Annotated in this window: 18 protein-coding genes; 10 read left to right on the top strand and 8 right to left on the bottom strand. The window is 60.1% G+C overall.

What is annotated here, in order from left to right; all coding sequences use genetic code 11:
- The first annotated feature begins 277 nt into the window (after nt 1-277).
- The 10 genes from B5E60_RS07430 (at nt 278) to B5E60_RS07385 (ending at nt 15,089) form a co-directional block, all read left to right on the top strand.
- Nucleotides 278-832, top strand: a complete 555-nt coding sequence (locus B5E60_RS07430; protein WP_087310852.1) for an RNA polymerase sigma-70 factor — start codon at nt 278-280, stop codon at nt 830-832.
- Nucleotides 833-916: 84 nt separating this feature from the next.
- Nucleotides 917-1,942 carry a FecR domain-containing protein gene (locus tag B5E60_RS07425; protein WP_087310850.1) on the top strand — a complete coding sequence of 342 codons (1,026 nt, stop codon included), beginning with the start codon at nt 917-919 and terminating at the stop codon, nt 1,940-1,942.
- 206 nt (nt 1,943-2,148) lie between these two features.
- Nucleotides 2,149-5,688, top strand: coding sequence for a SusC/RagA family TonB-linked outer membrane protein (locus B5E60_RS07420; RefSeq protein WP_239403267.1), 3,540 nt, complete (start codon nt 2,149-2,151; stop codon nt 5,686-5,688).
- Between the two features lie 11 nt (nt 5,689-5,699).
- Entirely contained in the window at nt 5,700-7,181 is a 1,482-nt protein-coding gene (locus B5E60_RS07415; RefSeq protein WP_087310846.1) for a SusD/RagB family nutrient-binding outer membrane lipoprotein, read from the top strand.
- Between the two features lie 27 nt (nt 7,182-7,208).
- Nucleotides 7,209-9,305, top strand: coding sequence for a DUF5689 domain-containing protein (locus B5E60_RS07410; RefSeq protein WP_087310843.1), 2,097 nt, complete (start codon nt 7,209-7,211; stop codon nt 9,303-9,305).
- 88 nt (nt 9,306-9,393) lie between these two features.
- Nucleotides 9,394-11,346, top strand: a complete 1,953-nt coding sequence (locus B5E60_RS07405) for a calcineurin-like phosphoesterase C-terminal domain-containing protein (protein ID WP_162611605.1) — start codon at nt 9,394-9,396, stop codon at nt 11,344-11,346.
- Nucleotides 11,347-11,367: 21 nt separating this feature from the next.
- On the top strand, nt 11,368-12,768 hold the full coding sequence (locus B5E60_RS07400) for a BACON domain-containing protein (protein WP_087310839.1): 1,401 nt from the start codon (nt 11,368-11,370) through the stop codon (nt 12,766-12,768).
- Nucleotides 12,769-12,904: 136 nt separating this feature from the next.
- The gene (locus B5E60_RS07395) at nt 12,905-13,945 is read left to right on the top strand and encodes a nucleoid-associated protein (protein ID WP_087310837.1); all 1,041 of its coding nucleotides are present in this window, start codon (nt 12,905-12,907) and stop codon (nt 13,943-13,945) included.
- A gap of 133 nt (nt 13,946-14,078) precedes the next feature.
- Nucleotides 14,079-14,492, top strand: a complete 414-nt coding sequence (locus tag B5E60_RS07390; RefSeq protein ID WP_087310835.1) for a secondary thiamine-phosphate synthase enzyme YjbQ — start codon at nt 14,079-14,081, stop codon at nt 14,490-14,492.
- A 138-nt stretch (nt 14,493-14,630) separates the two neighbouring features.
- The gene (locus B5E60_RS07385; protein WP_087310833.1) at nt 14,631-15,089 is read left to right on the top strand and encodes a YqaA family protein; all 459 of its coding nucleotides are present in this window, start codon (nt 14,631-14,633) and stop codon (nt 15,087-15,089) included.
- Between the two features lie 178 nt (nt 15,090-15,267).
- Here B5E60_RS07385 and B5E60_RS07380 read toward each other — a convergent pair whose 3' ends face one another.
- The 8 genes from B5E60_RS07380 to B5E60_RS07345 all read right to left on the bottom strand — a co-directional run bounded on the left by B5E60_RS07380 (nt 15,268) and on the right by B5E60_RS07345 (nt 26,619).
- Nucleotides 15,268-16,479 (bottom strand): DUF1735 and LamG domain-containing protein, encoded by a 1,212-nt coding sequence (locus tag B5E60_RS07380; RefSeq protein WP_087310831.1) that lies wholly within the window; start codon nt 16,477-16,479, stop codon nt 15,268-15,270.
- Between the two features lie 86 nt (nt 16,480-16,565).
- Entirely contained in the window at nt 16,566-18,332 is a 1,767-nt protein-coding gene (locus B5E60_RS07375) for a glycoside hydrolase family 18 (protein ID WP_087310829.1), read from the bottom strand.
- 33 nt (nt 18,333-18,365) lie between these two features.
- Entirely contained in the window at nt 18,366-19,943 is a 1,578-nt protein-coding gene (locus tag B5E60_RS07370; protein ID WP_087310827.1) for a SusD/RagB family nutrient-binding outer membrane lipoprotein, read from the bottom strand.
- Nucleotides 19,944-19,955: 12 nt separating this feature from the next.
- Nucleotides 19,956-23,321 carry a SusC/RagA family TonB-linked outer membrane protein gene (locus B5E60_RS07365; RefSeq protein ID WP_087310825.1) on the bottom strand — a complete coding sequence of 1,122 codons (3,366 nt, stop codon included), beginning with the start codon at nt 23,319-23,321 and terminating at the stop codon, nt 19,956-19,958.
- Nucleotides 23,322-23,514: 193 nt separating this feature from the next.
- Nucleotides 23,515-24,510, bottom strand: a complete 996-nt coding sequence (locus tag B5E60_RS07360; RefSeq protein ID WP_087310905.1) for a FecR domain-containing protein — start codon at nt 24,508-24,510, stop codon at nt 23,515-23,517.
- Between the two features lie 79 nt (nt 24,511-24,589).
- Entirely contained in the window at nt 24,590-25,198 is a 609-nt protein-coding gene (locus B5E60_RS07355; RefSeq protein WP_087310904.1) for an RNA polymerase sigma-70 factor, read from the bottom strand.
- A 274-nt stretch (nt 25,199-25,472) separates the two neighbouring features.
- The gene (locus B5E60_RS07350; RefSeq protein ID WP_087310823.1) at nt 25,473-25,997 is read right to left on the bottom strand and encodes a ferritin; all 525 of its coding nucleotides are present in this window, start codon (nt 25,995-25,997) and stop codon (nt 25,473-25,475) included.
- Nucleotides 25,998-26,175: 178 nt separating this feature from the next.
- Nucleotides 26,176-26,619 carry a PepSY-like domain-containing protein gene (locus B5E60_RS07345; protein ID WP_087310821.1) on the bottom strand — a complete coding sequence of 148 codons (444 nt, stop codon included), beginning with the start codon at nt 26,617-26,619 and terminating at the stop codon, nt 26,176-26,178.
- Nucleotides 26,620-26,774 lie beyond the last annotated feature (155 nt).

Raw genomic sequence — 26,774 nt, 5'->3', positions numbered from 1 at the left:
TACTATTTTTTGCAAAAAGTCATCTCCGCAAAAAAATCGCTACCGGGAAGAGGCCGTCTCTTTGAAGGTGGAACAGCAGAAGAGACGATACTGTCGGACGAAGCGGTTCCGGACTGTAAGAAGCCGTTCCGTACCCCGCCGGGAGAGGTTGCATCTTCATGAAAAATCAAATCGGGGCTTCGGTATCTCGCAAATAATTTCTATATTTACCTCACGGCAGGCTCCTCGCCGAAGGCAGCAAAGAACTGATAACCCGAAACATGAACCCTTCAAAGAGATGACGGACACCGAGTTGGCACAGGAGATACGCCAAGACAACCACCTGGCATTCGCGATGGCGTACGACAAATACCACCGGCAACTCTATGCCTTCGCCTACCGATATACCCGCACAGGTTCGGCCGCCGAGGATATCGTCCAGCAGGCCTTCCTCAAGTTGTGGGAAAACCGTTCGCGGCTCGATCCGCAATCCGGACTGGGAGGCTATCTCTTTACCATCTCCAGAAATCTGACACTCAACGTGCTGAGATCCGGAATCCCCACCGACGGAGCCTGGGAACGAATGACAGAGAGGGATTCGGCCGGATTCCTGAATGAGCTCGAACGCCGCGACCTGCTCGACAAGCTCGACCAGGCTATCGGACGCCTCTCCCCGCAGAAGATCGCCGTCTGCCGCATGAAACTCCACGAAGGGCTCTCGAATGCCGAGATCGCCGAACGGCTCCACATCTCGGTCAACACCGTCAAGGTTCTCTACCACCAGTCGATCCAGCAACTGCGCAAGATGATCGGAGCCGGGTGTCTGCTGCTACTCCTGCTGTTGGAAAACTGATCCACAACGGATCGGTCCGAAAAAATCGCTCTCCGGCATAATACTTTTCCCCGCGCCGTGTGTATTTATGATAAAACACGGCCCATGAAACCGACCTCATCCCCCCGACCCGAAACCGACCGCGACCTGTTGCTCGCCTTTTTCGAAGGAAACTGTCCTCCGGAACGCGAGAAGGAGGCTCGCCGGCTGCTGAAGACCCCCGCCGGACAGATGATCGCCGCCAAGGCAATGGATCGGGACATCAAACAGGCACTGAACGATCCCCGCGCCCTGCTTTCGGAGGCCGTGCCGCAACCCTCCGCCGAACTGCGCGAACGGATTCTGAAAGAGATCGGCCGCCGCAGCCGCCGTCACAACCGCCTGCTCAAACTCCGGATGGCCGCGGCCGTCGCCCTGCCGCTCATTCTGCTCAACCTGCTGCTACTCACACAGCTGGAGCCCCGGGACGGAGTGGAGACTGCCAGCCGGAAGATCGTGGTCCCGGCCGGCGAACAGATGCACGTGCTCATGGCCGACGGCACCTCCGTGATGCTCAATTCCGAAACGACTCTCGAATACCCCTCCCGCTTCGACCGCCGGCGGCGCGAGGTGAAACTCCACGGCGAAGCCTTCTTCGACGTGGCCAAGGATGCCAAACGCCCCTTTGTGGTCCAGACCGACGGTCTCTCGATCCGGGTGGTGGGGACACGGTTCAACCTCAACACGGCCTCGCCCGGCATCACCAGCCTCTATCTGCAGGAGGGAAAGGTGAGGGCCCGGGAGCTGGTCTCGGGACGGGAACGCAACTACGAACTGCACCCCGGACAACTGCTCGAACTGAACCGCGAATCGGGTGAAACCCTTCTGAAGAGCAATGCCGACTCGACGCAGCTCATGGGGTGGATGCACAAACGATACTATTTCAAGAATACGCCGCTGTGTGATCTGCTCGCTTTCCTGGAGCGGAACTACGGCGTGGAGTGCCGCGTCTGCGACGAGAGTCTTTACAGGTACACCTATACGATCAACTTCTACAACGAATCCATCGACCAGATTCTCTCGGCTATGGAACGCATTACACCGCTGCGGATCGTGCGGATAAACGATTCGATCACCATCTACCCGCTCTAAAACCAAAAACCATGAAAACCGACCTGAACAAACCTCAAAACTTCCCGCCTATGACCTGACAGCCCCCCAATACCAAAAAAAGTCGGACATGCCCCACATGCCCGACCCGAATGGCAGAATCAGTCCTCTTTTTTCCAATTCTAACCAACCGCAAATGTATGAAAAACAAATTACATTCGGGGGAAGTCGGGTCAAAAAAATACCCATTGGCCCGGATCGCTTTCCTGATTGTCTTTTTCGTGTTTTCGTCGACGACGAACCTGTGGGCCCAGAAAGTCACGTTGATCTTCTCGCAAACCCGGCTTGAACGGGTTCTGGACGAGATCTCCCGCCAGACGCACTATACGTTCGCCTTCAGCCCCGAGGTGGTCGACGTCACACGCAACGTCTCGATCCGCAAGACCAACGCCGATCTGAAGGAGGTTCTCACCGAACTCTTCGCCGGAACACGCATCTCGTACCGCATCGCCGACCGGAAGATCTTCCTGGCCGACCGTGCCACCATGAAGCAGGAACAGACCTGGACCGTCTCGGGAAAGATCTCCGACGAACAGGGCTCCCCGATCGTCGGAGCCACCATCCTGCTGCAGGGCACCACGCGCGGCACCACCTCCAATGCCGACGGTTCCTACCGCATCACCGTCCGTGAGAGCGACCGTTCACCCGTGCTGCTCTTCTCCTTCATCGGGTACGACCTGCAACAGATTCCCGTCTCGCCCACGCGGTCGATCGTCAACGTGACGATGCGCGCCTCGTCGACAGCCATTCAGGATGTCGTGGTCACGGCCCTCGGCATCACCCGTCAGGAGCAGTCGCTCGGTTACGCCGTCTCGAAAGTCGACAACGAAGCGCTGAACACCACCGTCTCGAGCAACTGGCTCAATTCGCTCTCGGGCAAGGTCGCTGGTCTGAACCTCGAAGGCACCTCATCGGGACCCGGCGGCTCGCTGCGCGTGACGCTGCGCGGCGAAGGTTCGCTCTCGCACGACAAAAACACGGCGCTCTTTGTCGTGGACGGCATTCCGATCAGCAGCGACATGACCGCCAGCAGCTCTGCCTCTCAGACCTTCGACACCGACGCCCCGATCGACTACGGCAACGGCGCCAGCGACCTCAACCCCGAGGACATTGAATCGGTATCGGTGCTCAAGGGCCCGGCCGCCACGGCCCTCTACGGATCGCGGGCCGCCAACGGCGCCATCATCATCACCACCAAATCGGGCCGCACGACCAAGGGCATCGGCGTTTCGTTCAACTCGTCGTTCACCTTCGAGCGTGCCGGCTACTGGCCCGACTTCCAAACCGAATACGGTGCCGGAAACGGCAACCTCACCAACGTCATCCAGCAGCGGTACTACAACTACTGGACCGTCCGGGCCGAGGATGCCGAAGACGGTATCGAAGCCCCGACGCGCATCTATTCGCGCATGGGCTTCGGACCGAAATTCGAGGGTCAGATGTTCTACCAGTACGAATCACGCGACTGGGAGACCGGCAAATACCACAAACTTCCCTGGCAATACAACGACAACTGGTACAAGGGACTCTTCCAGACCGGCATCACCTACAATAACAGCGTATCGGTCGAGGGCAGCAACGGCAACGGCACGTCGGTCCGCCTCTCGATCCGCGACTCGCGCAACAACTGGATCGTTCCCAACACGGGATACAACAGCCAGAACATCAGCTTCTCGGTCAGTTCCAAGCTCAACCGCTTCATCTCGCTCAAGGGCAAGGTGACCTACTACCGCAAAAACAGCGACAACCTCCCCATGTCGGGTTACAACCCCGCCGCACCGCTCTATACGCTGCTGTGGAATCCGACGGTCATCGGCGTGGATTCCTACGCCCGGGAGTACTACAACGACCGGATCCGCCAGATGTACGAAGCCGGTACGGAGTATCTGCTCATCAACTCCTCGTACGCCGACAACGTCTACATGCAGCTCTACCAGCAGCTCAACACGCTGGATCGTGACCGCGTCTACGGCAACGTCGCCCTGACGCTCAACCTGCACAAGAACCTCACGCTCGACCTGCGTTCGGGTGTCGACTTCTACAACGACTTCCGCACCCAGCAGAAACCCTGGTACTCGAACGGCTACAAGTACGGCTACTACAAGGAGCAGACTGTGCGCAACTACGAGATGAACAACGACTTTCTGCTCACCTACAAGCGCCGCTTCGGCGACTTCGACCTCACGGCCTCATTCGGCGGCAACAACATGGTCTACAACTACCAGAACGTACAGCTGACGGCCAAGGACGGTCTGCAGGAGTACAACATCTACAAAATCAACAACTCGCGGTCGACGCCGCTCTCCTACGTGCGCCGCAGCAACAAGTCGGTCAACAGTTTCTACGGACTGGTCAACCTCTCGTGGCGTGACATGATCTTCCTGGACATCACCGGCCGCAACGACTGGTCGAGTGCCCTGGCTCGCGGCAACAACTCCTACTTCTACCCCTCGGTGAGCACCAGCATCCTGCTCGATCGGCTGCTCAACCTCGGGGACAGCGCGCCGTGGATCAACATGCTCAAGATCCGGGGATCGTGGGCCAACGTCGGCAACGACACCTCGCCCTACAGCCTGAACCACGTCTACTCGTCGAGCAATTTCGCCAGCGCCTACTACCTCTCGAGCACCATTCAGAATCCCGACATCAAACCCGAAAACGTCGAGAGCTTCGAAGTGGGTACCGAAGTGCACCTCTTCGACAACATCTGGTCCTTCGACGCCACCTACTACCACTCGAGCACCACCGACCAGATCATCGGTGTACCCGTCGACCAGGTCACCGGCGCCACCAGCAAACTTATCAATGCCGGCGAAGTGCGCAACGAGGGTGTCGAACTCTCCACGCGCATCGTCCCCATCCGGACGAAGGACACCCGCTGGGAGATCAACCTCAACTGGAGCAAGAACTGGAACCGACTCGTCAGCCTCGCCCCGGGCGTGGAGGTCTGGCAGATGAACTCAAACATGAACGTCAGTGGCAACATCTACATCAACGCCTATCCGGGAACGGAGCTGGGCCGGCTCTACGGCCGCGGCTACAAACGGGCTCCGCAGGGCGCCTTCTACGTCGACGAGAACGGCGCGAAGATCGACTGCTCGGGACAGGTCATCGTCGACGCTGCGAGCGGTGCTCCGGTCCTCACCGGCACGGAGGACCCGCTGCTCGATCTGGGCAGCATCTACCCCGACTGGAAGGCCGGCATGACCCATACGTTGTCATACAAGAACCTCAAGCTCTCGCTCACCTTCACCGGACAGTGGGGAGGCAACGCCTACTCGGTCACCCACTTCGCACTGGCCTACCAGGGCAAGCTGAAGAACTCGCTGCCGGGCCGTTACGCCGGTCTGATCCACGAGGGCGTCAACCTCAACGACGACGGAACCTACCGCCGGAACACGACCATCACCAAGGATATCGTCGACTACTACAGCACCTATGTCTACGCCCGCGAGAATGCCGAAAACAACACCTTCGACACCTCCTTCCTCAAGTTCAAGGAGCTGCGCCTCGAGTACACCCTTCCGAAACGAATCTGCGAGAAGCTGAAGATCGTCCAGAGCGCCTCGCTGGCCTTCTATGCCACGAACCTCTTCTGCTGGACCAACTTCCCGATCTACGACCCCGAAGCCGGATACATGGTCGGCTCCTCCATCAACCGGGGTATCGAGGCCGGCGCCTATCCGTTGACCCGCACCTACGGTCTGAACCTGAAACTGAACTTCTAATACGCTGAACCATGAAAAAAATCAAATATCTCGCCCTGGTCATCGCCGCGACGCTGGTCTCCGGTTGCGAACACCTGTTCGACGAATACAACACGGACCCCAACAGCATCGAAATGTGGCAGATCCATCCGGAGGGCATGATGGAACAACTGCTCTTCTCGGCAGCCGACGGCCTGATGTACGGCACCTGGCAGCTCAACGGCGAGCTGATGCAGTACACCGTCAGCCTGCAGGCCGAGAACATCCATCGCTACATCATCCGCGACGCCTTCGTACAGACGCCCTGGAGCTACCTTTCGCGTCAGGCGGCCAATGCCGACCACATGCGGCGTCTGGCCATCCTGAAGAACGAGCCCAACTGCGAAGCCATCGCCCTGACCATGCGGGCGCTGATGGTTTCGAACCAGACCGACCTGTTCGGCAGCATCCCCTTCAGCGAAGCCTACAAGGGGCGTGATACGGTAGCCATCACCCAGCCCCGCTACGACACGCAACAGGAGATCTATACACAGCTGCTCGAGGATCTCGAACGGGCCAACTCGCTCTACAACGTCAACAAACCCCTGCAAAGTCCCAACAAGGATCTCCTCTACGGCGGCGACCTGAGCAAATGGCGCAAATTCACCAATTCGCTCCACCTGCGGCTGCTGATGCGTCTGAGCAACCGCGACGAGGAGATGCAGGTCTCGCAGAAGATGCAGGCGATGCTGAACAATCCGTCGACCTACCCGATCTTCACGGACAACAGCGACAACGCCATGTACGTCTACACGAACATCTCGCCCAACATCAACCGCTTCGGCAAATATACCGAGAAGAACTTCTCGTCGAACGTGCGGGTGATGGCCGAATACTTCATCAACCTGCTCAACGAACTGGGCGACCCGCGGCTGCCGCTCTACGCCGTGCTGCAGGGCGACACGTGGCAGGGTCTGCCGAGCGGTTACCCCACCACGGAGACCATCAACAACGGCAGCGCCACCCTCAACAAGGCCATTCTGGGCGACTACACCTCGCCCTACTGCTTCATGCGCTACGACGAGGTGCTCTTCATCCTGGCCGAAGCCACCTACCGCGGCATGATCAAGGGCGGCGAGATCCAGGCCCAACGCTACTACGAACAGGGCATCCTCGCCTCGATCGACTACTGGGACAGCATCAACCCCTCGTCGGTGCACATCAACGAGCTCCAGAAGGAGCAGTACCTCCAGAAGACGACCTACAACAACACCCTGAAGCAGATCATGGAGCAAAAGTACATCGCCCAGTTCTGGTGCGGCTACGAGGCGTGGGCCGACTACCGCCGGACGGGTTATCCAGAGCTGATCATCGGTACGGGCACCGACAACAACGGCGTGCTTCCGACCCGTCTGATGTATCCCCAGCGTTCGCAGCAGACCAACAGCGAGCACTATGCCGAAGCGGTCGAGCAGATGGGCGGCGACAACATGCGCATTCCCGTATGGTGGAGCCTGAAGGCCGTCAACAACTGATTCATTCACACGTAATCCGACTATTTCATGAAAACGATACGATTTCATTCGAATCTTCTGCTGCGCCTGGGGCTGATCTTCGCGCTGGGGCTCTCGGGAAGCGCCTGTTCGCAGGACGAGACGGCAGCGGACGAACCCTACGTACGCTTCGGCGAAGAGATCCGGGAGATCTCCTACGACCGTGCGGGCGGCGCGCAGGATTTCGAAATGTATACCAACATGGGCGACTGGACCATCGAGACCACCTTCGCCGAGGATGAGGAGTGGATCGACATCTGGCCCCGCGAAGGCCACAACAGCGGCCGTTTCACCATCACCGTCGGCGAAAATACCGAAGCCTTCGCGCGTTACGGCACGGTCAACGTGGTGGTCGGCGGCAAATCCGTCAAATCGTTCACCGTTCGCCAGGCATCGGGCGACGTGATCTTCGCCCTCGGCATGGGCAACAACACCCTGAAGGCCTCGGCCCAGGGCAGCGAATTCAACATCGCCCTGCAGACGAACGTCGGCTGGAAGGCCGAAGCCGTCGGTGAAGCCGCCTCGTGGATCGAGTTCGGCGAGGCCACGGACAGCACCCAGATCGTCAGCGTGAAGCCCAACAGCGGCGCCGAACGAAGCGGCGAGATCCGTTTCTTCGCCCTCGGCACCGGACTGGAAGAGTTCTACACCAACGTCATCATCAAGCAGTTCGACCAGGAGCACGACCCCTACAACGGAACGCAGCAGACCATTGCCCAGATCAAGCAGCGCCTCAACAACGGCATCGGACACATCACCGAGAACCTCTGGGTGGAGGCCACCGTGGTCAGCGACGCCTCGCTGCTCAATATCGAAAGCAATCAGATGGTGGTGCAGGACGAGAGCGGGCAGGGCATTCTGATCGAGTTCGCCAACACGAAAGACAACATCTACAAACTGAACGACAAGCTGAAACTCCATCTCTACGAGGCCGAGTTCGTGCAGGATCCCGTGACGATGGGTTCGAAGCTGGCCGCCTTCACGCCCAATGCCATCTTCGACCAGTCGGCGGGCGAGCCGATCCGGCCGGTGGAGGTGACGATCGACCGGCTCGACAACTACGAGAACACGCTGGTCAAGCTGCCGAGCGTCGAGTTCTCCGTGCCGCTGGGCACCCTCTACAACAGCCAGGAGGATCAGTACGACCAGACGTCCGCCGGTTCGGTCAACCTCCAGGCCGAGCCCTACACGGACGGTCACCTGCGCTATGTGCACATCCTGCGCGACGCCACCGGAAACTGGACCAAACTGCTGACCCGCAGCTATTTCCTCGAGCGCTACAACCGGATCGTGCCGCAGGGCGCCTGCTCGGTCACGGGCATCGTGATGAAATACACGAAGAACAACCTGACGGAGAATACGCTCCGCGTCCGCACGATCGGCGACATCGAGGGTTCCGACGACGAATCGACCCGTCTGACCCGTACGCTCGTGCAGTTCGGACCCTTCGACTGGAACGCCATCCCGCTGGAGAAGGTGACGCCGGTCGTCGGTTCAGGCGAGATCAAGACCACGGCCTTCAAGGGGCTGCAGTCAACACAGAGCATCGCTCTTGAGCTCGGCTACAGCCATACGCGCAACATCCCGGGAGTCCTCACCGTCGGAGCGAACGGCAAACAAACCGTCACCCCGCCCGAAAACGGCCAGGAGAACACCTATCCCTACATTCTCGCCCGTGACTTCTGGAATCACACCGGTTCGTCGATGAACCGCTTAGGCAGCACCGATCCCGACTACAAGGGCGAGGCCTGGGTCTTCAACGTCACCGACTTTGCCCCCTCGGGCGGCGATCTGTGGCTGACCTTCACGATCGCCAGCAGCTGGTACGGCCCGCTGGAAATGTGCATCGAATGGGCCGACAACGAAGATGCCCCGCTGAACGAGTATCACCCCATTGAGGAGTTCGTCAGCCCGCTGTGGAACGAAGGCGGAGCTTTCCATCTGCGGCAGTTTACGGCCAAACTCCCCGACGAACTGAAATCGAAGCGCAGTTTCACCATCCGCTTCCGCGCCACGGAGAACCACCGTGCCGGAGCCAACGGTCTGGCCATCAGTTCGGGCGGCTACTCGGGAATCAGTTTCTGGGCCCTCACCGAACAAAAATAATCCACCACTCTCCTCTCTCCGGAGCCGCCCGCACGGAGACTCCGGGCGAGGAGGGATTCAACCCGAAAGAACCTAAATGCAAGACGCAATGAAAAAACATACCTTCCATACGCTCTGGCTGTTGAGCTGCCTGATGCTCTCGCCGTGCGTGTTCTCGTGCCAGAACGACGAAACGGCCGGGGATACCTTCCAACAGGAGAAGCTCGTCACCCACCTCTACGTTCCGGAGACAACCTTCTATGTCTCGGCCATCGAAACGCTGACCATTCAGGGCAAGGGATTCCAGGCCGGCGACCGCTTCTGCCTGCGCGGCAACGGCTCCGAAGAGATTCCGCTGGAGACCTCCGCCCTGGAATCCACCTACGTCACGTTTGCCGTTCCGCGGGATCTCGCAACGGGCGAATACACGCTGACGCTGGTGCGCGGTACCGAGGAACAGGCGCTGGGCATTCTGAAATTCCGCCAGAGCATCGACCTGAACGTTCCGGACAAACCCGGCATGACGATCCGCGGAGCCGTCTTCTGCGGCGAAAAGGCCATCCAGGGGGCCGTAGTCTCGGACGGCGTCGAGGTGACCACCACCGACGAGAGCGGCTACTACTGGCTTCCGTCGGAGAAGTACCACGGCTACGTCTTCGTCACGATCCCCTCGGGGTATCTGCCGCTGGCCGAAGGCTCTCTTCCGCAATTCTGGCAGCCGCTCACGGGGTCGCTGCTCGAACACGAACAGCACAACTTCGAACTCGTCGAAACCGACAACGACAACTTCACCCTCTTCGTCACCACGGACATCCATCTGGCCAACCGCAACAGCGACCTGACGCAGTACAATTCGATTGTCGTGCCCGATCTGCTCGCCTCGATGGAGGCGTGCGGCACACGGCCCTTCTACACGATGGTGCTGGGCGACATGTCGTGGGACCAGTTCTGGTATGCCAACAAGTTCAACCTCGAGAACTACATCACCACGCTCAACGAAGCCGAATTCCCCTCGCTGTTCTTCCACCTGCCGGGCAACCACGACAACGACCCCTACTGTCCCGACGACTTCAAGGCCGAAGCCGCCTACAAGGAGCTGCTGGGCCCGACCTACTACTCGTTCAACCTCGGAAAGGTCCACTGCATCGCGCTGGACAACAACGTCTACATCAACAACGGCGGTGCGGAGGGGGTGTCCGGCGACCGGACGTTCCGCAGCTATCTCACGCAGATACAGCTCGACTGGCTGCGCAAGGATCTGGCGCTGGTCGACAAACAGACGCCGATTCTGGTGGGGCTCCACTGCCCGATCTTCGGATTCAACAGCGACCTGGAGGTGACCAACGCCATGTATGCCGAGAGCGACCGGACGAATCTGCTCAACTGCTTCGAGGGCTTCACCGACGTCCACTTCCTCACGGGGCACACCCACTACAACCACAACACGGTCTACTCCCCCTCGATCATGGAGCACAACACGGCGGCAGCCTGCTCGACGTGGTGGTGGACGGGCAAATACGGCAACGGCCAGGTCTGCCGGGACGGTTCGCCGGGCGGCTACAGCATCTTCGAGATCGACGGTACGGAGATCAAATGGCGCTACAAGGGTTTCGGACTCAATGCCGACCGGCAGTTCCTCACCTACGACATGAATCAGGTAAAACGCCACTTCAGCATCAACCAGATGGCCGTGAACTTCCTGAAGGTCTATCCCTCGCGCGACGACTACCGGGACGTGGGCGAGAATATCGTCTACATCAACGTCTGGAACTGGGATGCCGACTGGGAGATCAAGGTCAACGACGGAACACGGGATCTGCCCGTCGATCAGATCTACCAGCGGGATCCGCTCCATACGATCAGTTACGACGTGCCGCGCGTCTCCGAGGCGGGCGAGTATACGCAGTCCTTCGCATCGACGCCGCTCATCCACCTCTTCTCGGTTCAGGCGCCCGACGCCAACACCACGCTGACGATCACCGTCACCGACCGTTTCGGCAACGTCTACAAGGAGGTAATGTCCCGTCCGAAGAGTTTCTCGACCAACAGCTACAACCAGTAATCGAATCCAAAACAGACCAACATGAAAACGTTCAGCACATATCTGTATGTCCTGCTGTGGTTCGTCGGAGCGTCCGCGGCCACGGCCTGCAGCGACGAACCCGAACCCCGTCAGGACTTCGTGGAGACCGGACTGCAGGAGCTCGACATCAACAAGCGCGGACTCGATGCCGAAGGCGAAACTCCGGTCATCGACGTCCGTTCGAACACCTACTGGATGATCCGCACGCAGACACAGGCCGAATGGCTCAACTTCTCCCCGACGGCCGGATCAGGCGATGTGGAGGTGATCGTCGAGGCGGCCCCGAACAACGGGGCCGAACGTACGGCCGTCCTCGTTTTCGAAACCCGGCAGGGCGAAATGAAACGATTCACCGTCCGGCAGTCCGGTGCGGAGAGTCGGGTCACCTTCTACGAAGGCCGTTTCGGCGACGGAGCCTCGCAGCTCTCCATCAACCGGTTCGAGGCGTGGGAGAATCGGGGCATCGGCAGCCTGCGCTGCCAGTATTGGGGTACGGATGCCCTGGTCGACAGCAGTTCACCCTCGACGGGCTACGACGGAGCTTCGGGCGGCAACAACATTACCTTCGGGAGTGACGATGCCGACTTCATGCTCGGAGGCATCGATCTGAAGGGCGATATCAACTTCCGTCTTTCGTTCGCCAGCATGACCTCCGATGCGGCGTTCGATCCCGCCGCCCTGCAGCTCTTCATCAGCAAAGACCGCCAGAACTGGACCCAGCTCACCTATACGCGTTCAACGGCCGCCGCCTGGGAGCGGAGCGAACTTCCGTTCTACCTTCCCGAGGGGGTTTCGCAGCTCTACGTGCGCTTCCACGGCGCCAATGCCCGCAACTACCGGATCGACGATATCGAACTGGACGAGGGCGACGGCAGCGGTCAGACCATCACCTTCGTCGAGGACATCGTCGAGTACGAGACCTATACGATCTTCGACGAGACCTTCGACTGGTGCGTCGGCAAGGCGGGCGAGGACAACAGTACGCTGCCCGGATCCGACAACGGAGGCCCCACCTACCAGAACGGCTGGTCGGGAACGCGCGTCTACCAGCATCCGGGCTTCGCCAAGATCAGCACGTCGAGCAGCCGCGGCTGGCTCACCAGCCCCGCCATGACGGCCATCGGCGAGAAACGGGTGACGGTCACGCTGAGCTTCCATGTCGGCATCATGAACACCGACCTCGGCCGCTTCATGATCAAGGTCCACAACAGCGGCACGATCGACGGAGAGTCGGAGGTCGAATACGAACTCACGTCGAGCAACAAATGGGAGAGCATGACGCTCTACATCGTTGGCGCGACCAAGGAGACCCAGATCGAATTCACGGGTATCCAGGACAAGCTGAACCGTTTCTTCATCGACAACGTGAAGGCAACCTTCGTGGACATCAAGGAGGAGTAACGCGCCCCTCCGGTCGGAGCCACGCCCCTGCCGTCTTTTGCGGCAGGGGCTCTTTTTGGAAGCCCGTTTCCACCGCCGGAATTTGCCCGAACGGTGAAAAATCCGCATCTTTGCACGTCGCAAAATTCCGAAAAACATGCTCTACACCGAAGATACCCGCATCGAAGCACTGGCCGTACACGTAGTCGGCAACCAGTCGAAGGACGAACCGCTGCTCGTCTCGCCCGGTCTCTCGCCCCAAACCTCGGACGAGGAGCTCATGCGCACGCTGACCTCCTATTTCCTCGACGGTTTCAAGGAGGAGATCCTCTACAACCTCCATCACGAGAGCGATCTGTCGTGCAACGAGGTCTGGAACTTCGTCGGGCGGATCTTCGACGACCCCTCGACCCTCTACGAAAACTCGGTGAATCTGGCCCGCCACCTCTACGCCTGCGGCACGCTGCCACAGATCAAGGGCGGCGAGTTCTATGTCGTCTGCTTCCGTAACTGCCGCGGTGCCGGTGAGACGGTCGATGCCGTCGGGCTCTTCAAGTCCGAGACGCGCGACACCTACCTCGACGCCCGCCCCGAAGAGCAGGGTGTACGCCTTGCAACCCACCAGGGTATCGACATCAAACACCTCGACAAGGGAGCCGTGATCTTCAACCTCGATCGCGACGAGGGCTTCGTCGTGCAGATCGTCGACAACACCAACCGCACCGAAGCCCGCTACTGGATCGACGACTTTCTCCACGTGCGCGAGCGCCAGGACAGCTACCACCAGACGCACAATGCCCTGGCCATGTGCAAGAAATACGTCACGAAGCATCTGGCCCGGGAGTTCGACGTCTCGAAGGCCGACCAGGCCGAACTGCTCAACGAGACGATGAACTACTTCCGCGAGCAGGACAACTTCTCGATGTCGGACTTCTCCGAACGGGTGATCCGCCAGCCGGAGGTGGCCGAGAGTTTCGCCCGCTTCAAACAGGCCTACGAAGAGGAGCGCGACATCCGCATCGAGGATGAATTCGGCATTTCGGATGCGGCGGTCAAGCGGCAGGCCCGGGCCTACAAGAGCGTGATCAAACTCGACCGCAACTTCCACATCTACATCCACGGCAACCGCGACCTGATCGAGCAGGGGCAGGACGAAAAGGGCAAATACTACAAGGTCTACTACCAGGAGGAGGAGTAACCGCCGCCGCTGGTATCCGGGCCGACAACCGCCGCCACAGACATCCGGTCCGGAATCCGTCCCGACGGACCGCCGCCGGCCGCCGCCCCGCAACCGACAACCGACAACCGACAACCGACAACCGACCATACCCATGATTCGCCAATGCACCTTCACGCTCCGTCCTCACGGCCGGGGCTTTCATCTGGTGACGGATGAAATCCGCCGCCACCTGCCCGAGCTCCCCGCAACGGGGCTGCTGCACCTCTTCATCCGCCACACCTCGGCGGGACTTTCGATCAACGAGAACGCCGACCCCGACGTACGGCAGGATCTCGAAGCCATCTTCAACCGGCTGGTCCGCGAACGCGAAAGCTACTACACCCATACGCTCGAGGGTGACGACGACATGCCGGCCCACGCCAAATCGGCTCTCGTGGGAGTCGATCTGACAATCCCGATCATCGACGGACGTCTCGGGCTGGGGACCTGGCAGGGGATCTACCTCTGCGAGTTCCGCGACCGGGCCTCGGGACGGCAGATCACGGCCACGATCCTCGGCGAATAGCCGATCCCCCGAAGAGGAACGGCCCCGAAAAAGCGACATCGGCACAACAGGACGGGAGATTCCAAAGAGGGGATGGAATCAAAAAATTCCTATCTTTGCCCCGCAGAGCCTTCCGAACGAAGGTCGAAAACCGAACACATGGAAGCTGTCACCCAATTTCTGATCGACTGGGGCTACTGGGGCCTCTTTCTCTCGGCCTTCATCGCCGGAAGCGTGCTGCCGTTCAGCTCCGAGGCGGTAATGGTCGTACTGGTGCGCATGGGGCTCGATCCGGTGGGATGCGTTGCGGCCGCCGCGCTGGGCAACACCCTCGGAGGCATGACCTGCTACTGGATCGGCACGCTCGGCCGCACGGAGTGGATCACCCGTATCGGGGTCTCCACGCGCCAACTGGCCCGGGCCCGCAAGTTCCTCTCCGGCCGCGGTGCACTGATGGCCTTCTTCTCGTTCCTGCCCACGATCGGCGAAGCCATCGCCATCGTGCTGGGGCTCATGCGCAGCAACATCTACCTGACGGCCGGCTCGATGCTCGTGGGCAAGACGCTGCGCTACATCGTCATCCTGGCCTCGTTCGAAGGGGTCGTCTCCCTCTTCTGACAATCCGCGGAGCACCTCTCCTCACATAGAAAAACGCTCCTCACACACAAAAAGCGGACGGCCCGAAAGCCGTCCGCTCCTCTCTGATCTCATTTTAGCGCCGTTCCGCCGGGAACCCGAGGACCCCAATATTCCATACCGGGTCCCGGCAGAATCAACGCACCAAAACTCCCTGTTATTACCAGGTTGCCTCCAGATACTGCGGATCGGAGGACAATCCGTAGGCATCATACCCGTGACCGGTCTGGTCAACCACCTTGTTCTTCAGGTTCCAGCCCGAGTAGGATTCGCTCATCGAGGCCGGTTCGCTGGCGTCCATCTTCCAGTAGGCCAGCAGATCGGGCGACTGCGGATCGGCAATCACCAGATCCTTCACGTTGGCGATCTCGCTGGCCGAGAGTGCCCGGGTCCAGACACGCGCCTCGGCCAGATAGCCGTCGAGCGGACGGTTGCTGTTGTAGTTCGAGGCGCAACCCAGGCCAAAGCCGATACCGCGGCCGTTCCACAGCTGAACCTGCGAAATGTCGACCGTTTCGCCCTTGTGGGTCGTCTCGGTAATGAACTGCCCGTCGATGTAGACGCGCAGCGAACTGCGGGTCCATACGGCCGCCACGTGATACCACTGGTTCGTGGCGCACGGAGCGTTGATCGCCGCCGGCTGATAATCGCCCTTGCAGACCTGAAGCACGTCGTAACCGATCTTCACATCGCCGAAACGCATGCAGACGTTTCCTTCGAGACCCATGATCGAGGAGATGTAGGGATCGCTCTTCTGGAAACTCTTCGCATAGACCCGGCACTCGAGCGTCAGCTCCGGCAGGGCCGACAAGTCCCGCGTACCCTCCTGTCCGCGCTGATCGTAGAAGCCCGGCACGATGTACTTGTTGCCCGAACCGATGTAGACGCCCTTGCCGTGAACCGGGGCGCGGAAGACGAGGTAGAGCGTACTCGACGCGTCGAGAATCGACATCGAGCCGTCGGTCTGCACGATCCGCATCGGCAGGCAGTAGAACGTACCCGGCTGAAGCGCCTCCTTGACGACGATTTCAGCCTCATCCGAGACGCTGGTGCCGGCCTTGATGGTCACCTCCTGCTTCTCGAAATCGTAGAGCTTCTCATCGAGCAGCACGCACGTACGGCCGTAGCGCGAGTTGTAGGCCTCGAGCAGTTCGGGGCAGACCTGCAGCGTCGCGTGCGTCTCATGGCCGACAATCTGCGAGGCCGAGACCGAGAAGGTGGCCTTCTCGCCCGCCTGCGTGATGGTGACGATCTTCGCCGGCTCACGCTGTGCCTCCGTGATGTAGATCGCGGGCTCGTATTGGGCAGCCTCCTGGCAGCCCGCAAGTGCGGCAACCAGTGCCAAAGAGGCCCATATCTGTTTCATTTTCATGGTTTAAGTCGTTTTGATCGGTTAATTTTTCGGTGCATAGGCCTCGAACTCACAGATGTTGCAGGCCCACGTGTAGGGAACGATGGTCATGCGGATGTTGCGGCACTCCACCGGACTGCGCAGTTGCAGATAGCGCCCGTGCCGTCCGTGAGCGCGAGCTCGACCGTTCCCGAGGCCTGCGCCACCCACTTCTGGCCGTCGAGGCCCACCTCGATGTCGCGCAGATGCTTGAACGAGGAGTCGATGGATCCCATCCGCCAGCCGACGATCGTATGGGGAGCTGCCAGGTCGATCTCCACCTTGATTTCGGGGGTCTCCTCCGTGAAGGCAGCCCATCCGCCGGTCAGCTGTCCGTCGGACATCGCCGTCGTGTAGTCCTTGTCGTTGGCCGTAAAGGTCCAGCCCGAGATCGTGACCGTATTGGCCATCTGCCTGGATTTCAGGCTTACCCGCACGTAGAATACCTCGCGGGCCGTATTCGGGGCAACGCCCTCCACACCCGAACAGTCGATGCGCACGGCGGCCAGATACTCCTTGCCGGCCTCGAGACCCTTGCCCGTGATGATCATCTGCACGGGAGTCTCCGCGGAGGAGTGCCGCTCGCCCGCCGCAAAGTGGAACGGAGCCGTGAAGGTAACGCTCGCAGGATCAATGGCCTCGTATTCCGTATAGTTGTACTCGTTGTAGGGCCCGACAAGCGAGGAGTCAAGGATCAGCGGGAGGGTCATCTCCCCGGCAGCCACGGCCGACAGCGATCCCGACAGCGGAATGGCCACGGCCTCGGTGGCACCCGACGGGGAGGGCGTCAGTTCGACCGTCCTCTCACCGGCCTGGTCAAGCGTCAGGAGGTTCTTCGTATAGTCGCCCTGCGGCGCAGGATTGGCGATCTGGATCGCCTCGCGGATATACTTGTAGGGCATGCTGGCGTTGCCGTACTCATACTCCATGTGGTAGGATCCGAAGCCGGCCGAGGTCTCCTCGAGGGCGAAGTAGGCCATGCCCAGCAACGAGGGGATCGACGTGCCGTTGTAGCCGTAGCTGGCGCCGCCGGTCTGCCACAGCGACTCGAAGTTCTCCGTGAAGATGATCTGCTCGGGACGCCAGCCGCGGCCTGCGGCACTCTGCGTACGGCTGCGGAGGTTGCCGGCACCGGAGCAGTTGTAGGCCTGCGAAACGGCATAGTCGCACAGTTCGCCGATGTTGGCCGGCAGCCAGTCGCTGTCGATGTTGCCGTCGATCAGGAACAGGCGCCCCGTCCCCGACTTGGGACCGATATACTTGCTCAGCTCCTCGGCAAAACGCTTGAAGTTCTCCGGGTTCTTGTTCATCGGACCCTGGTGGTCGACGGCCGTCTCGAAGTCGATGTCCATACCGTCGTACTGATACTTGTCCATCGAGTCCTTGCCCCAGGCCTTGGCGTAGGCCACGATACCCTCCTCGGTGATCTGGCCGTTGACCTTGAACTCCTCGGGCATGTCCTTGGCCGAGATACAGAAGACGACCCGCGTCCCCTTGATCTGCTGCACGTAGGCCTTGTCCTCGAGCTGTTCGGGGCTCAGGCTGTGCCACTGGCTCCAGATCGAGATGATGTCCATCGAGTCGGGCGCACTGCGCAGGCGGCTCTGCTCCGAGGCGCCGATTCCCGTCCAGGAACCGTACCAGCCGAAGGCCAGTTTGTGATCGGTCTGCTTGTAGGCGCGCAGACGGGCGTAGTAGGCGTCGTCACGCAGAATGGGCGACTGCTTGTCCGGATACTGGATACGGACCGGTTCGGGCGTCGTCATCTTCTCGCACGCGAAAAGCAGGGCCGCGCCGGCCATCACAGTCAATATATGAATCAGTTCTCTTTTCATCTTGATTAGTCTGTTTTACTTGGATAAGGTCGCTTATTTCTTGTCCCACCAGAGTTTCGTACTGCCGGCATCGGGGCCGTCGAGCAGCCGCACGGCCGCACGGACCGCTCCGGCATTGTTCGAATACTCGAGCTTCGGGAAGACCATGCGGCGGATCTGCGTCTCCTTGTTGATGGTCGGATCCTCGCTGTTGGCCACGATCGGGAACAACCGCGGGAAACCCGTACGACGGAACTCGGCCCAAGCCTCCATGCCGTTCGGGAAGAGGGCGATCCACTTCTGCGTAATGATGCGCTCGAGTTCGTTGCCGTCGTCCTGCCACTTGACCGTCACCCGGCCGCGGGCGCTGATCGAATACTTCGTCGGGTTCTCCGAAACGTCGGTGAAGGTCGCCGGCGTCTTCTCGCTGGCCAGATAGGTCGCAGCCTCGTTTGCCGAGAGTCCGTTCTCGGCAAACGACAGGCGGACACCCTCCTCGTAATTGCTCTTCGCCCCCGCATTGTCGCTCGTCATCAGGCAGTACTCGGCCTTCAGGAAGGCCACCTCCGAGGCCAGCAGCCAGTTCATCGGCGTATCGGTCTGAATGTTCGGGGCCGACATCTTCGTGTAGAACTTCTGCTCGGTGGCGCCCAGGCCGTTGCGCACGCCGTGGAAACCGCCTCCGTCGATCGTCGCGGGCTGGAACATCGAAGCCCGGCGCGGATCCTCGTAACCGTTCAGGTAGGAGTCCATCGAGGCACCCATGCGGGCGTCGTTGTACGAGTTCCAGATCATCTCCATCGGGTTGTTGATCGTAATCTGGCGGTAGCTCTTCAGCATGGCGTTGTCGGCCGTCGAGGTGATCACCCCGCCATCAATGGCCTCGCGGGCATATTGCAGCGAGAGGTCGGGCTCGACGTAGCGGATACGGATCGCCAGGCGCAGCTTGAGCGAATTGGCGAAGCGCAGCCACTTGTTCAGATCACCCGCATAGATGGCGTCGACCTTCTCGAGCGACTTGTCGCCGGGCGCCACGGCAATCTGTGCCTTGAGGGCCTCGATCGAACGGTCGAGCGTCTCGAAGAAGTGGTGATAGAGGGTCTCCTGCGAATCGTAGGGGCTGACCGACTCCCCGAAATGGAGCACCGGCAGCGGACCGTACATGTCACTGGCTCGGTGCAGCGTCAGCACCTTGAGGATATCGGCCACGGCCATGGCGTGGGCGCTCAGCAACCCTTCGTCATACCCCGCCTTGAGCATCAGCCAGGCAGGCATCACCTGCGTGAAGGCCACCTCGAAGACCGTGTTGCTCCAGTTGTTGGCCGTCAGGTTGTAGACCATCGGGTTGCTGCCGCCGTCGAAGTGGTTGGCGCAGGCCATGTAGCCGGCATAGTGGTCGGCCAGCAGGTTCCAGCCCGTCTGGTAGCGGTTGACGGGGACAGTCGTTTCGCCCGTCGTCGGATAGGCGGCATCGAGCTCCATGGTGGTGATCAGCGAGGCCTGATCCACCACCTGGGCGGCGTTGGGATCGGTGTTGTAGCTCTCGAACTCACTCGTGCAGGCGGTAGCCGCAACGGCCATCGCGGCCACGGCTCCGACCCATATCTTGATTCTGTTCACAGTCGTTTTCATGAATGGTTGGTATTAGAATTGAAGCCGTACGCTGAATCCGATCGTCCGCACGCTCGGCTGCATGAAGAAGTCGAGGTTCTGGTAGTAGGTGCTCGTCGAGGCGGTCACCTCGGGATCGAACGGCGCCTTGTTGTAGAACATGAAGAGGTTGCGGCCGACGAGCGACACCGTCGCACGCAGCTTGTCGTTGAACCACGACGAAGGCAGGTCATACCCCAGCGTCAGCTCGCGCAGACGCACGTTCGTCATGTCGTAGACATACCGCGAGAGCATGCCCATGCCGTCGCCCGAGTTGGCATAGAACTCCTTGACGCCGGAGATCGTCTGCTTCTCCGAGATGCGGACACCTCCCGCCTCGCGGGCATCGGCCGAGGCCTGCGACACGCCGAAACGGTCCATCAGGGCCTGCGTCACCGAAACGCCGCGGCCTCCGATGCGGGCGTCGACCAGCACGCCGAGCGATATGCCCTTCCACGAGAACTGGTTGTTCCAGCCCATGCGGTAGCGGGCATCGGTATTGCCGGCGTAGATCCACGTATCGGGGTCGATCGTCACCGTACCGCCGTTGGGATCGACGTAGATCTGACCCTGGTCGTCGGTCTTCAGACCCGTCACGTAGAAGTCACCGATCGAACCGCCGGCGCGCAGCTTCACGCGGTAGCCGCCGTAGTCCATGTTCACCTCCGGGAGCGACACTTCGGCACCCGTCACCGGGTCGATCGTCCCCTCGGGAACCAGTTCGCGGATCTTGTTGCGGTTGAGCGAGAAGTTGAACGACGTCGACCAGGCGAAGTCACCCCACGTGTTGTTGTATCCGGCCACGGCCTCGACACCCCAGTTGTTGACCTTTCCGGCGTTCAGATACGACTGCTTGTAACCCGTGCTGGGCGGCGCATCGTAGAGGAACAGCTGGTTGTAGGTGTTCGTATCGTAGTAGGTGGCGTCGAGCCAGATCCTGTTGCCGAGGAACTTGGCGTTCATACCCACCTCGAACGACTCCGTGCGCTCGGGACGCAGGTGGGAGGCCGGAGCATAGGTCTGGGTGGTGATCACGCCGTTCTTGATCGCGTAGTTGGGGCCCGTGATGAAGCGCTGCGGGGGATTGCCCACCTCGGCATACGAGGCGCGCACCTTCAGGAACGAGATGCCGGCCTTCGAGAGATCGGCCATCGACGAAATGACGGCCGACAGACCCACCGAAGGATAGAAGATGTTCAGTTGATCGGTGAAGGCCAGCTGCGAGGCCCACTCGTTGCGGAACGTGGCATCGAGGTAGAGCATCCCCTTCCAGCCCAGCTGCAGCGTGGCATAGATCGCCTGGTTCTGGTCGTGGTAGTTCTCCTCCATGGGCAGCGTGTTCAGGTCGCTCGAGACGATATTGTTGTAGGTGAACTTGTTCGCAATGCCGGCCAGGTGACCCTCATAGCCCGTCAGGGCGTTGCGGTCGTCGGTCAGGCTCGCTCCGAAGTTGAACTGCACGGAGAAGGCGTTCTCCCAGAAACTCTTGTCGATCGACAGCAGCGCATCGGCGTAGAGATTGCTGTGACGCGACGTGTGGTTCAGGTAGTTTCCGTACTCCGAGGCGAAGAGCGTGTTGGACGAGGCGTAGATCTTGCGCGTATAGTTCATCACCATGTTGTCGGTGCGCACGCGGCCCGTCAGGCTCATCCAGTCGAAGAGGTCCCACTTCAGCGTGGCGTTGAACGTATAGCGCTGCATGTTGTTCTCGAAGATCTCGCGGTTGACCACCCAGTAGGGGTTCTCGACACCGTTGATGAACTCCAGCCCCCAGAACTGCTCGCTGTAGCCCAGACTCGGGTTGTAGCGCTCGTAGAGCTGGTATTTCGAGATATCGTCGCCGCGCGGGAAGAGGTAGACACCGATCAGCGGGTTGTGGTAGATACCCTGGATCAGCGGGTTGCGGCTGTACTGCTTCATGTACGAAGCGCCCAGATCGAGCGTCAGCTTGTCTTCGACCAGAGCCGTCGTGTTGCGCAGCGAGAAGTTGTAGCGGTTGTAGACGTTGTTGGGGATGATACCGCGCGTGTTGACCGAAGCGGCCGAGAAGTAGGTCTGGTTGCGCTTCGTACCGGCGGTGATGCCGATGGCGTTGGTCTCGTCGAATCCCGTCTGGAAGAAATCCTTCGGATCATACGACGAGGGTGTGGCCAGCTTCTCGCCCCAGCTCATCGACGGCGAGTTGAGATCCGTGCCGTAGGTGTTCTGGAACTTCGGCATGACGAACGGCGACGAGAAGGTCGTGCTGTTCGAGTAGTTCACCCGCACGCGCCCCTCTTCACCACGCTTGGTCGTGATCAGGATCACGCCGTTGGCACCCTGCGAACCGTAGAGTGCGGCGGCCGTGGCGCCCGTCAGCACCGACATCGACTCGATATCCTCGGGGTTGATGCTGGAAATACCCTCGTAGTCACCGCCGTCGGGGGTCTCGTAGATACCCTCGGTCTGCTTCGAGCGCAGGCTCGGCAGCGGAATACCGTCGACGACATAGAGGGCGTTGTTGTCGCCGTTGAGCGACTTGACACCACGCATCACCACGCGCGTCGAACCGCCCGCACCCGAGGCACTGGCATTGATCTGCAGACCGGCGATCTTGCCCGAGAGCGAGTTCATGAAGTTGGCGTCCTTGACCGTGTTGACGATCGAGCCGGCAACCTCCTGCACGTTGTAGGTCAGGGACTTCTCCTTGCGCTTGATACCGAGGGCCGTAACGACCACGGCATCGAGCACCTCGTTGTCCTCGTGCATGACCACGGCCAGCAACGTGACGGCACCCGTCACCGGAATCTCCTGTTTCGTATAGCCGATCAGCGAGATCTCGAGCACGTCGCCCGGCCTGGCCTGCGGCAGCGAGAAGTTGCCGTCCAGGTCGACCGCCACACCGATGGTCGTCCCCTTCAGCAGGACGGTGGCGCCCACCAGCGGCATCCCCTTGTCATCCTTGACCGTACCGCTCACGCCATTGTGCGCGGCGGATGCTGCGGCCGGCGAAGAGGCCTTGCGCGAGAGGACAATGTGTTTGTCACGCAGCGTGTAGGCGATGTCGAGCCCCGCAAAGAGGCGGTCGAGCACACTCTCAAGCGCCTCGTCATGCGCCGAGAGGGTCACCTTGCGCTCCGTATCGATATCGGAGGTGTTGTAGACGAACGAATAGCCGGTCTGTTGTTGAATGGATTGGAATACCGTGATGATGGCGGCATTCCGTACGCCGAGGCTTACGCGGGGAGCCGATTGCGGCGTCTGGGCCGCGGCCCGGGCACTCGAATATCCCGACAGAAGCATCGAGACAAGCAGCAGGCTGCGGAAACATAGGGCAACAATCCGCCCAGCCTTGCCTGCAACAAGGTTGAAAGTTTTCATAAAAAGGTTAAAGTAGGTTGGTAATGTTTTCAGGTTGTTTTCGCCGCGGTTTACCGCGGGCAGGAGTAGGTCGGTCAGTTCTCCATAGGCAGCAGAGGTCTTACGGTTTCAAGTTAGGTTTTCGGGGTTGGTTGGTATTTGGTCAGGTTGGGCCGGAGCCGGGATCCGGGTTGGAGGGGTTTCCGGCCAGCCTTCAGTTGGCGTATATTTCGATGTCGTCACCGACGATCCGGTAGTTGAACTTGTAGGTCAGCTGCAGCACCGACATGATGTGGTAGATGCCGTCCTCGACCTGGAAGTCGCCCGAGAAACGCAGCCCGCGCAGCGCATCGTCCTTGAAGCGGATATCGACGTTGTAGTAGCGGTTGAGCTCCCGGACAATCTCTTCGAGGGTATTGTGTTCGAAGCTGAAGCGGCCGTAGATCCAGTTGATCGAGCGTTCGGCCGTCGGGATATCCGACAGCTGCATGTCTTTCGTATCGGTATGGAAGAGCAGCTGCTGCGAGGGGCGAAGCCGCAGAGCGGGCCGGTGCTCCCCCGTGACGGAGGCCTCGACCGATCCTTCGAGCAGAACGGTGGTTATCAGGTGCTTCTGCGCATCGTTCCGGATATTGAAACGTGTTCCCAGCACCCGGATATCGAGGCCGTTGGTCGAGACGACGAACGGAGCATGCCGGTCGTGCGACACCTCGAAGTAGGCTTCGCCGTCCATCTTCACGCGGCGCTTACGCGAGAAGAACGAGGCGGCATACTCCACGCGGCTCGACGAATTGAGCCAGACCTTCGTGCCGTCGGGCAGCACGGCCTGCGAGCGTTCGCCGAGTTCGGTATAGACGACAACCGGACGAGTCAGCCGCTCGACGGAGGTCCGGGCCATCCAGCCGCCGGCCAGCAGCACGACGATCACGGCCGCGGCGGCCGTCACACGCTTCAGACCGCGGATCCACACCATCCGCCGGGTCCGTTCGCGGAGCCGCGTGCGGCAAAGCCCGTAGGCCTTTTCCACGTCGATGCGGGCCGTATCGTTGATGCGGTCGTTGAGATAGAGCAGCCGATAGATCTCGCCCAACCGCCGACGGTTGGCCGGCGAGGCATCGTACCAGGCCTCCACCGCGGCACGCTGCTGCGCGTCGAGTTCTCCGCTCAGATAAGCGGCCAGCGTCGCTTCGTTGATTTCAAAATCCGCCATTTTCATCTGCTTGTCTGCATAGTAATACAATCCGCCGGTAAAAGTTACTAACGGAGAGACGCATTTTTTCACTTTTTTTTCAGGAAAGCCTGCTTCCGAGCACCAGCGCGATCAGAGGCCAGTATTCGCGCAGCTCGTCGCGCAGCAGGCGGACGGTCTGACCGATGCGGTAGTTGACCGTCTGGGGCGAGACGTGGAGGGCCTCGGCGATCTCCCGGTGGGTCATCCCCTCGAGACGGTGCATGCGGAACGTCTGCCGGAACTCCGCAGGCAGTTTGTCCAGGGCCTCGTTCAGGCGGCGCATGAGTTCGCCCTCGAGGTAGAAGTCCGGATCGTCGAACTCCGCCTCGCAATCCCGGGCCAGTTCGCGGAAGATGCGGTTGCGGACCGTATGGCGCGAGGCGCTGTTGATCGACTTGTTCTTGACGATGGTGAAGAGCAGCGACTTGAGCGGCATCTCGGGAAGCAACGTCATGCGGTGTTCCCAGAGCCACATCATGGTATCCTGCACCAGCTCTTCGGCCCGGTCGATGGTCACGAAGCGGGTTGCATAGGTGCACAGGGGTTTGTAGTAGCGCCGGAAGAGCGCATGGAAACACGCTTCGTCGCCGGCATGGAGCAGTCGGACGACCATACGGTTGTCCTGCATGTCGACAACCTGTTGCGTATTTTCGCTGGCAGCTCTCATCTGCGCGCTCCCGGGGATCTCCGAGAATCGGGAGCCGAACAAAAATACAATAATATCCGTGATTTGCAAAAAAAAACGGGACATGCCGCCCCACGCCACCGCCCTCTGGATCCCGCCAGCGACCCCAGCGCTCAAAAAAAATCCGGCCCCGACACGCCGGGACCGGACCTCACAACTACTATTCTACTATGACAAAAACCTTTTCGGTACAATCATCCGGGCAACACGGCTCCGGAAAGAGGCCTCCGTATCCGGAGAGGCGGCATTACAGCCGTCAGGCCTCGGTCGACGAGAGCGGTGCAGCCAGCGCATAGGTGCGCGACGAGAGCTCCTTGTCCAGCATGTAGAGGCCGAACTTGTTGCCGTCGACCGCTTCGCAGGCGGCAATCATCTCACGGGCCGTCTCCTCCTCCTCGACCTGCTCGTTGACAAACCACACGAGCATGTTCGACGAGGCGTAATCGTGGTCTTCGGCGGCGATCGAGACCAGACGGTTGATCATCTCCGTCACCTCCTTTTCATGCTTGAGCGTATCCTGGAACATCTCCAGCGGCGAGGCCCATTCGGTCCGTACGGCCTCGATCGGACGCAGCGTCACCTTGCCTTCGCGCGTCAGCAGGTAATTCATGATGATCCGGGCGTGGTCCTGCTCCTCGCGGAACTGAACGTAAAACCAACTGGCAATGCCCTTCAGCCCCTTGGCCTCGGCATCCGCCGACATCGAAAGATAGAGATACGCCGACCACATCTCGGCATTGATCTGCGCATTGAGCGCCTCGTGCAGCTTTTGACTCAACATAGCGGTAACGTTTTCAGGTTGTATGGTTTCTGTTTGCAAAGGCAAAGATAGATAGTTTCCGGTTATTCGCAAAGAAATTCCGATCATATCATTTTATACCACCATCAGCAGGAACGATACGCGGCATCCGACCTGCAAATCGGATGCCGCAATCGTTGCCGGAGGTCGGTTTCGGGGATCAGTCGTCGATGTCGACCAGGCGGAAGCTGCTGTCGAACTCCAGATCCAGCCCGTTGTCCAGCTCGACGTCGTAACCGCGGCGATCGCGGTCGAGGCTGATGATCCGGCGCTGAGCGAAACGGGTCGAGACACAATCCCGGATCGGCCGGGGAACAATCTCGGCCGGGACTTCGCCATACTTGCACTCGATCTCCTTCCAATCGCCGTTCCGCCGGAATTCGACCTTCGAACCATCGACGAAGAGGACCTTGTAACTCTTGTCGAAGAGCTCCTCGTCGACCTTGGCATAGGAGACTTCGAGCCCCTTGAAATAGGTATTGATAAATTGCTGCGACGAAGCGGGGAGCTCCCCGACGGAGATCATCCGGTCGTTGCCGGCCAAAGCCGCAACGGTCGTGCATACGGCCAGCAGGGCGGCCAAAAGAATCGTGAACTTTTTCATAATCGTCTGTAATCGGTTTCCGTTATTTCCTGCTGCAAAGTTCCAACGCGAAACTGAAACGAATCTGAAAAACGAATTCTTCGAACCGTTTTTTTGACTGAAGGAGGCGAAAGGTCTTCAAAGCGGGCCGTCGGAGGGTGTCGGAGGGGACGTCG

Origin of the sequence: Alistipes sp. An116, from assembly GCF_002161005.1 — a bacterium.
GTDB classification, from domain to species: Bacteria; Bacteroidota; Bacteroidia; order Bacteroidales; family Rikenellaceae; genus Alistipes; species Alistipes megaguti.
This window is presented reverse-complemented; position numbering and strand designations above follow the sequence as displayed.

What these genes read in the sequence shown, in the direction of transcription:
- B5E60_RS07365 (WP_087310825.1), bottom strand. Translation starts at nt 23,321, where the DNA reads ATGAAAACTTTCAACCTTGTTGCAGGCAAGGCTGGGCGGATTGTTGCC.
- B5E60_RS07360 (WP_087310905.1), bottom strand. Translation starts at nt 24,510, where the DNA reads ATGGCGGATTTTGAAATCAACGAAGCGACGCTGGCCGCTTATCTGAGC.
- B5E60_RS07430 (WP_087310852.1), top strand. Translation starts at nt 278, where the DNA reads ATGACGGACACCGAGTTGGCACAGGAGATACGCCAAGACAACCACCTG.
- B5E60_RS07345 (WP_087310821.1), bottom strand. Translation starts at nt 26,619, where the DNA reads ATGAAAAAGTTCACGATTCTTTTGGCCGCCCTGCTGGCCGTATGCACG.
- B5E60_RS07380 (WP_087310831.1), bottom strand. Translation starts at nt 16,479, where the DNA reads ATGAAAATGAAACAGATATGGGCCTCTTTGGCACTGGTTGCCGCACTT.
- B5E60_RS07375 (WP_087310829.1), bottom strand. Translation starts at nt 18,332, where the DNA reads ATGAAAAGAGAACTGATTCATATATTGACTGTGATGGCCGGCGCGGCC.
- B5E60_RS07395 (WP_087310837.1), top strand. Translation starts at nt 12,905, where the DNA reads ATGCTCTACACCGAAGATACCCGCATCGAAGCACTGGCCGTACACGTA.
- B5E60_RS07355 (WP_087310904.1), bottom strand. Translation starts at nt 25,198, where the DNA reads ATGAGAGCTGCCAGCGAAAATACGCAACAGGTTGTCGACATGCAGGAC.
- B5E60_RS07385 (WP_087310833.1), top strand. Translation starts at nt 14,631, where the DNA reads ATGGAAGCTGTCACCCAATTTCTGATCGACTGGGGCTACTGGGGCCTC.
- B5E60_RS07350 (WP_087310823.1), bottom strand. Translation starts at nt 25,997, where the DNA reads ATGTTGAGTCAAAAGCTGCACGAGGCGCTCAATGCGCAGATCAATGCC.
- B5E60_RS07410 (WP_087310843.1), top strand. Translation starts at nt 7,209, where the DNA reads ATGAAAACGATACGATTTCATTCGAATCTTCTGCTGCGCCTGGGGCTG.
- B5E60_RS07390 (WP_087310835.1), top strand. Translation starts at nt 14,079, where the DNA reads ATGATTCGCCAATGCACCTTCACGCTCCGTCCTCACGGCCGGGGCTTT.
- B5E60_RS07415 (WP_087310846.1), top strand. Translation starts at nt 5,700, where the DNA reads ATGAAAAAAATCAAATATCTCGCCCTGGTCATCGCCGCGACGCTGGTC.
- B5E60_RS07400 (WP_087310839.1), top strand. Translation starts at nt 11,368, where the DNA reads ATGAAAACGTTCAGCACATATCTGTATGTCCTGCTGTGGTTCGTCGGA.
- B5E60_RS07425 (WP_087310850.1), top strand. Translation starts at nt 917, where the DNA reads ATGAAACCGACCTCATCCCCCCGACCCGAAACCGACCGCGACCTGTTG.
- B5E60_RS07405 (WP_162611605.1), top strand. Translation starts at nt 9,394, where the DNA reads ATGAAAAAACATACCTTCCATACGCTCTGGCTGTTGAGCTGCCTGATG.
- B5E60_RS07370 (WP_087310827.1), bottom strand. Translation starts at nt 19,943, where the DNA reads ATGAAAACGACTGTGAACAGAATCAAGATATGGGTCGGAGCCGTGGCC.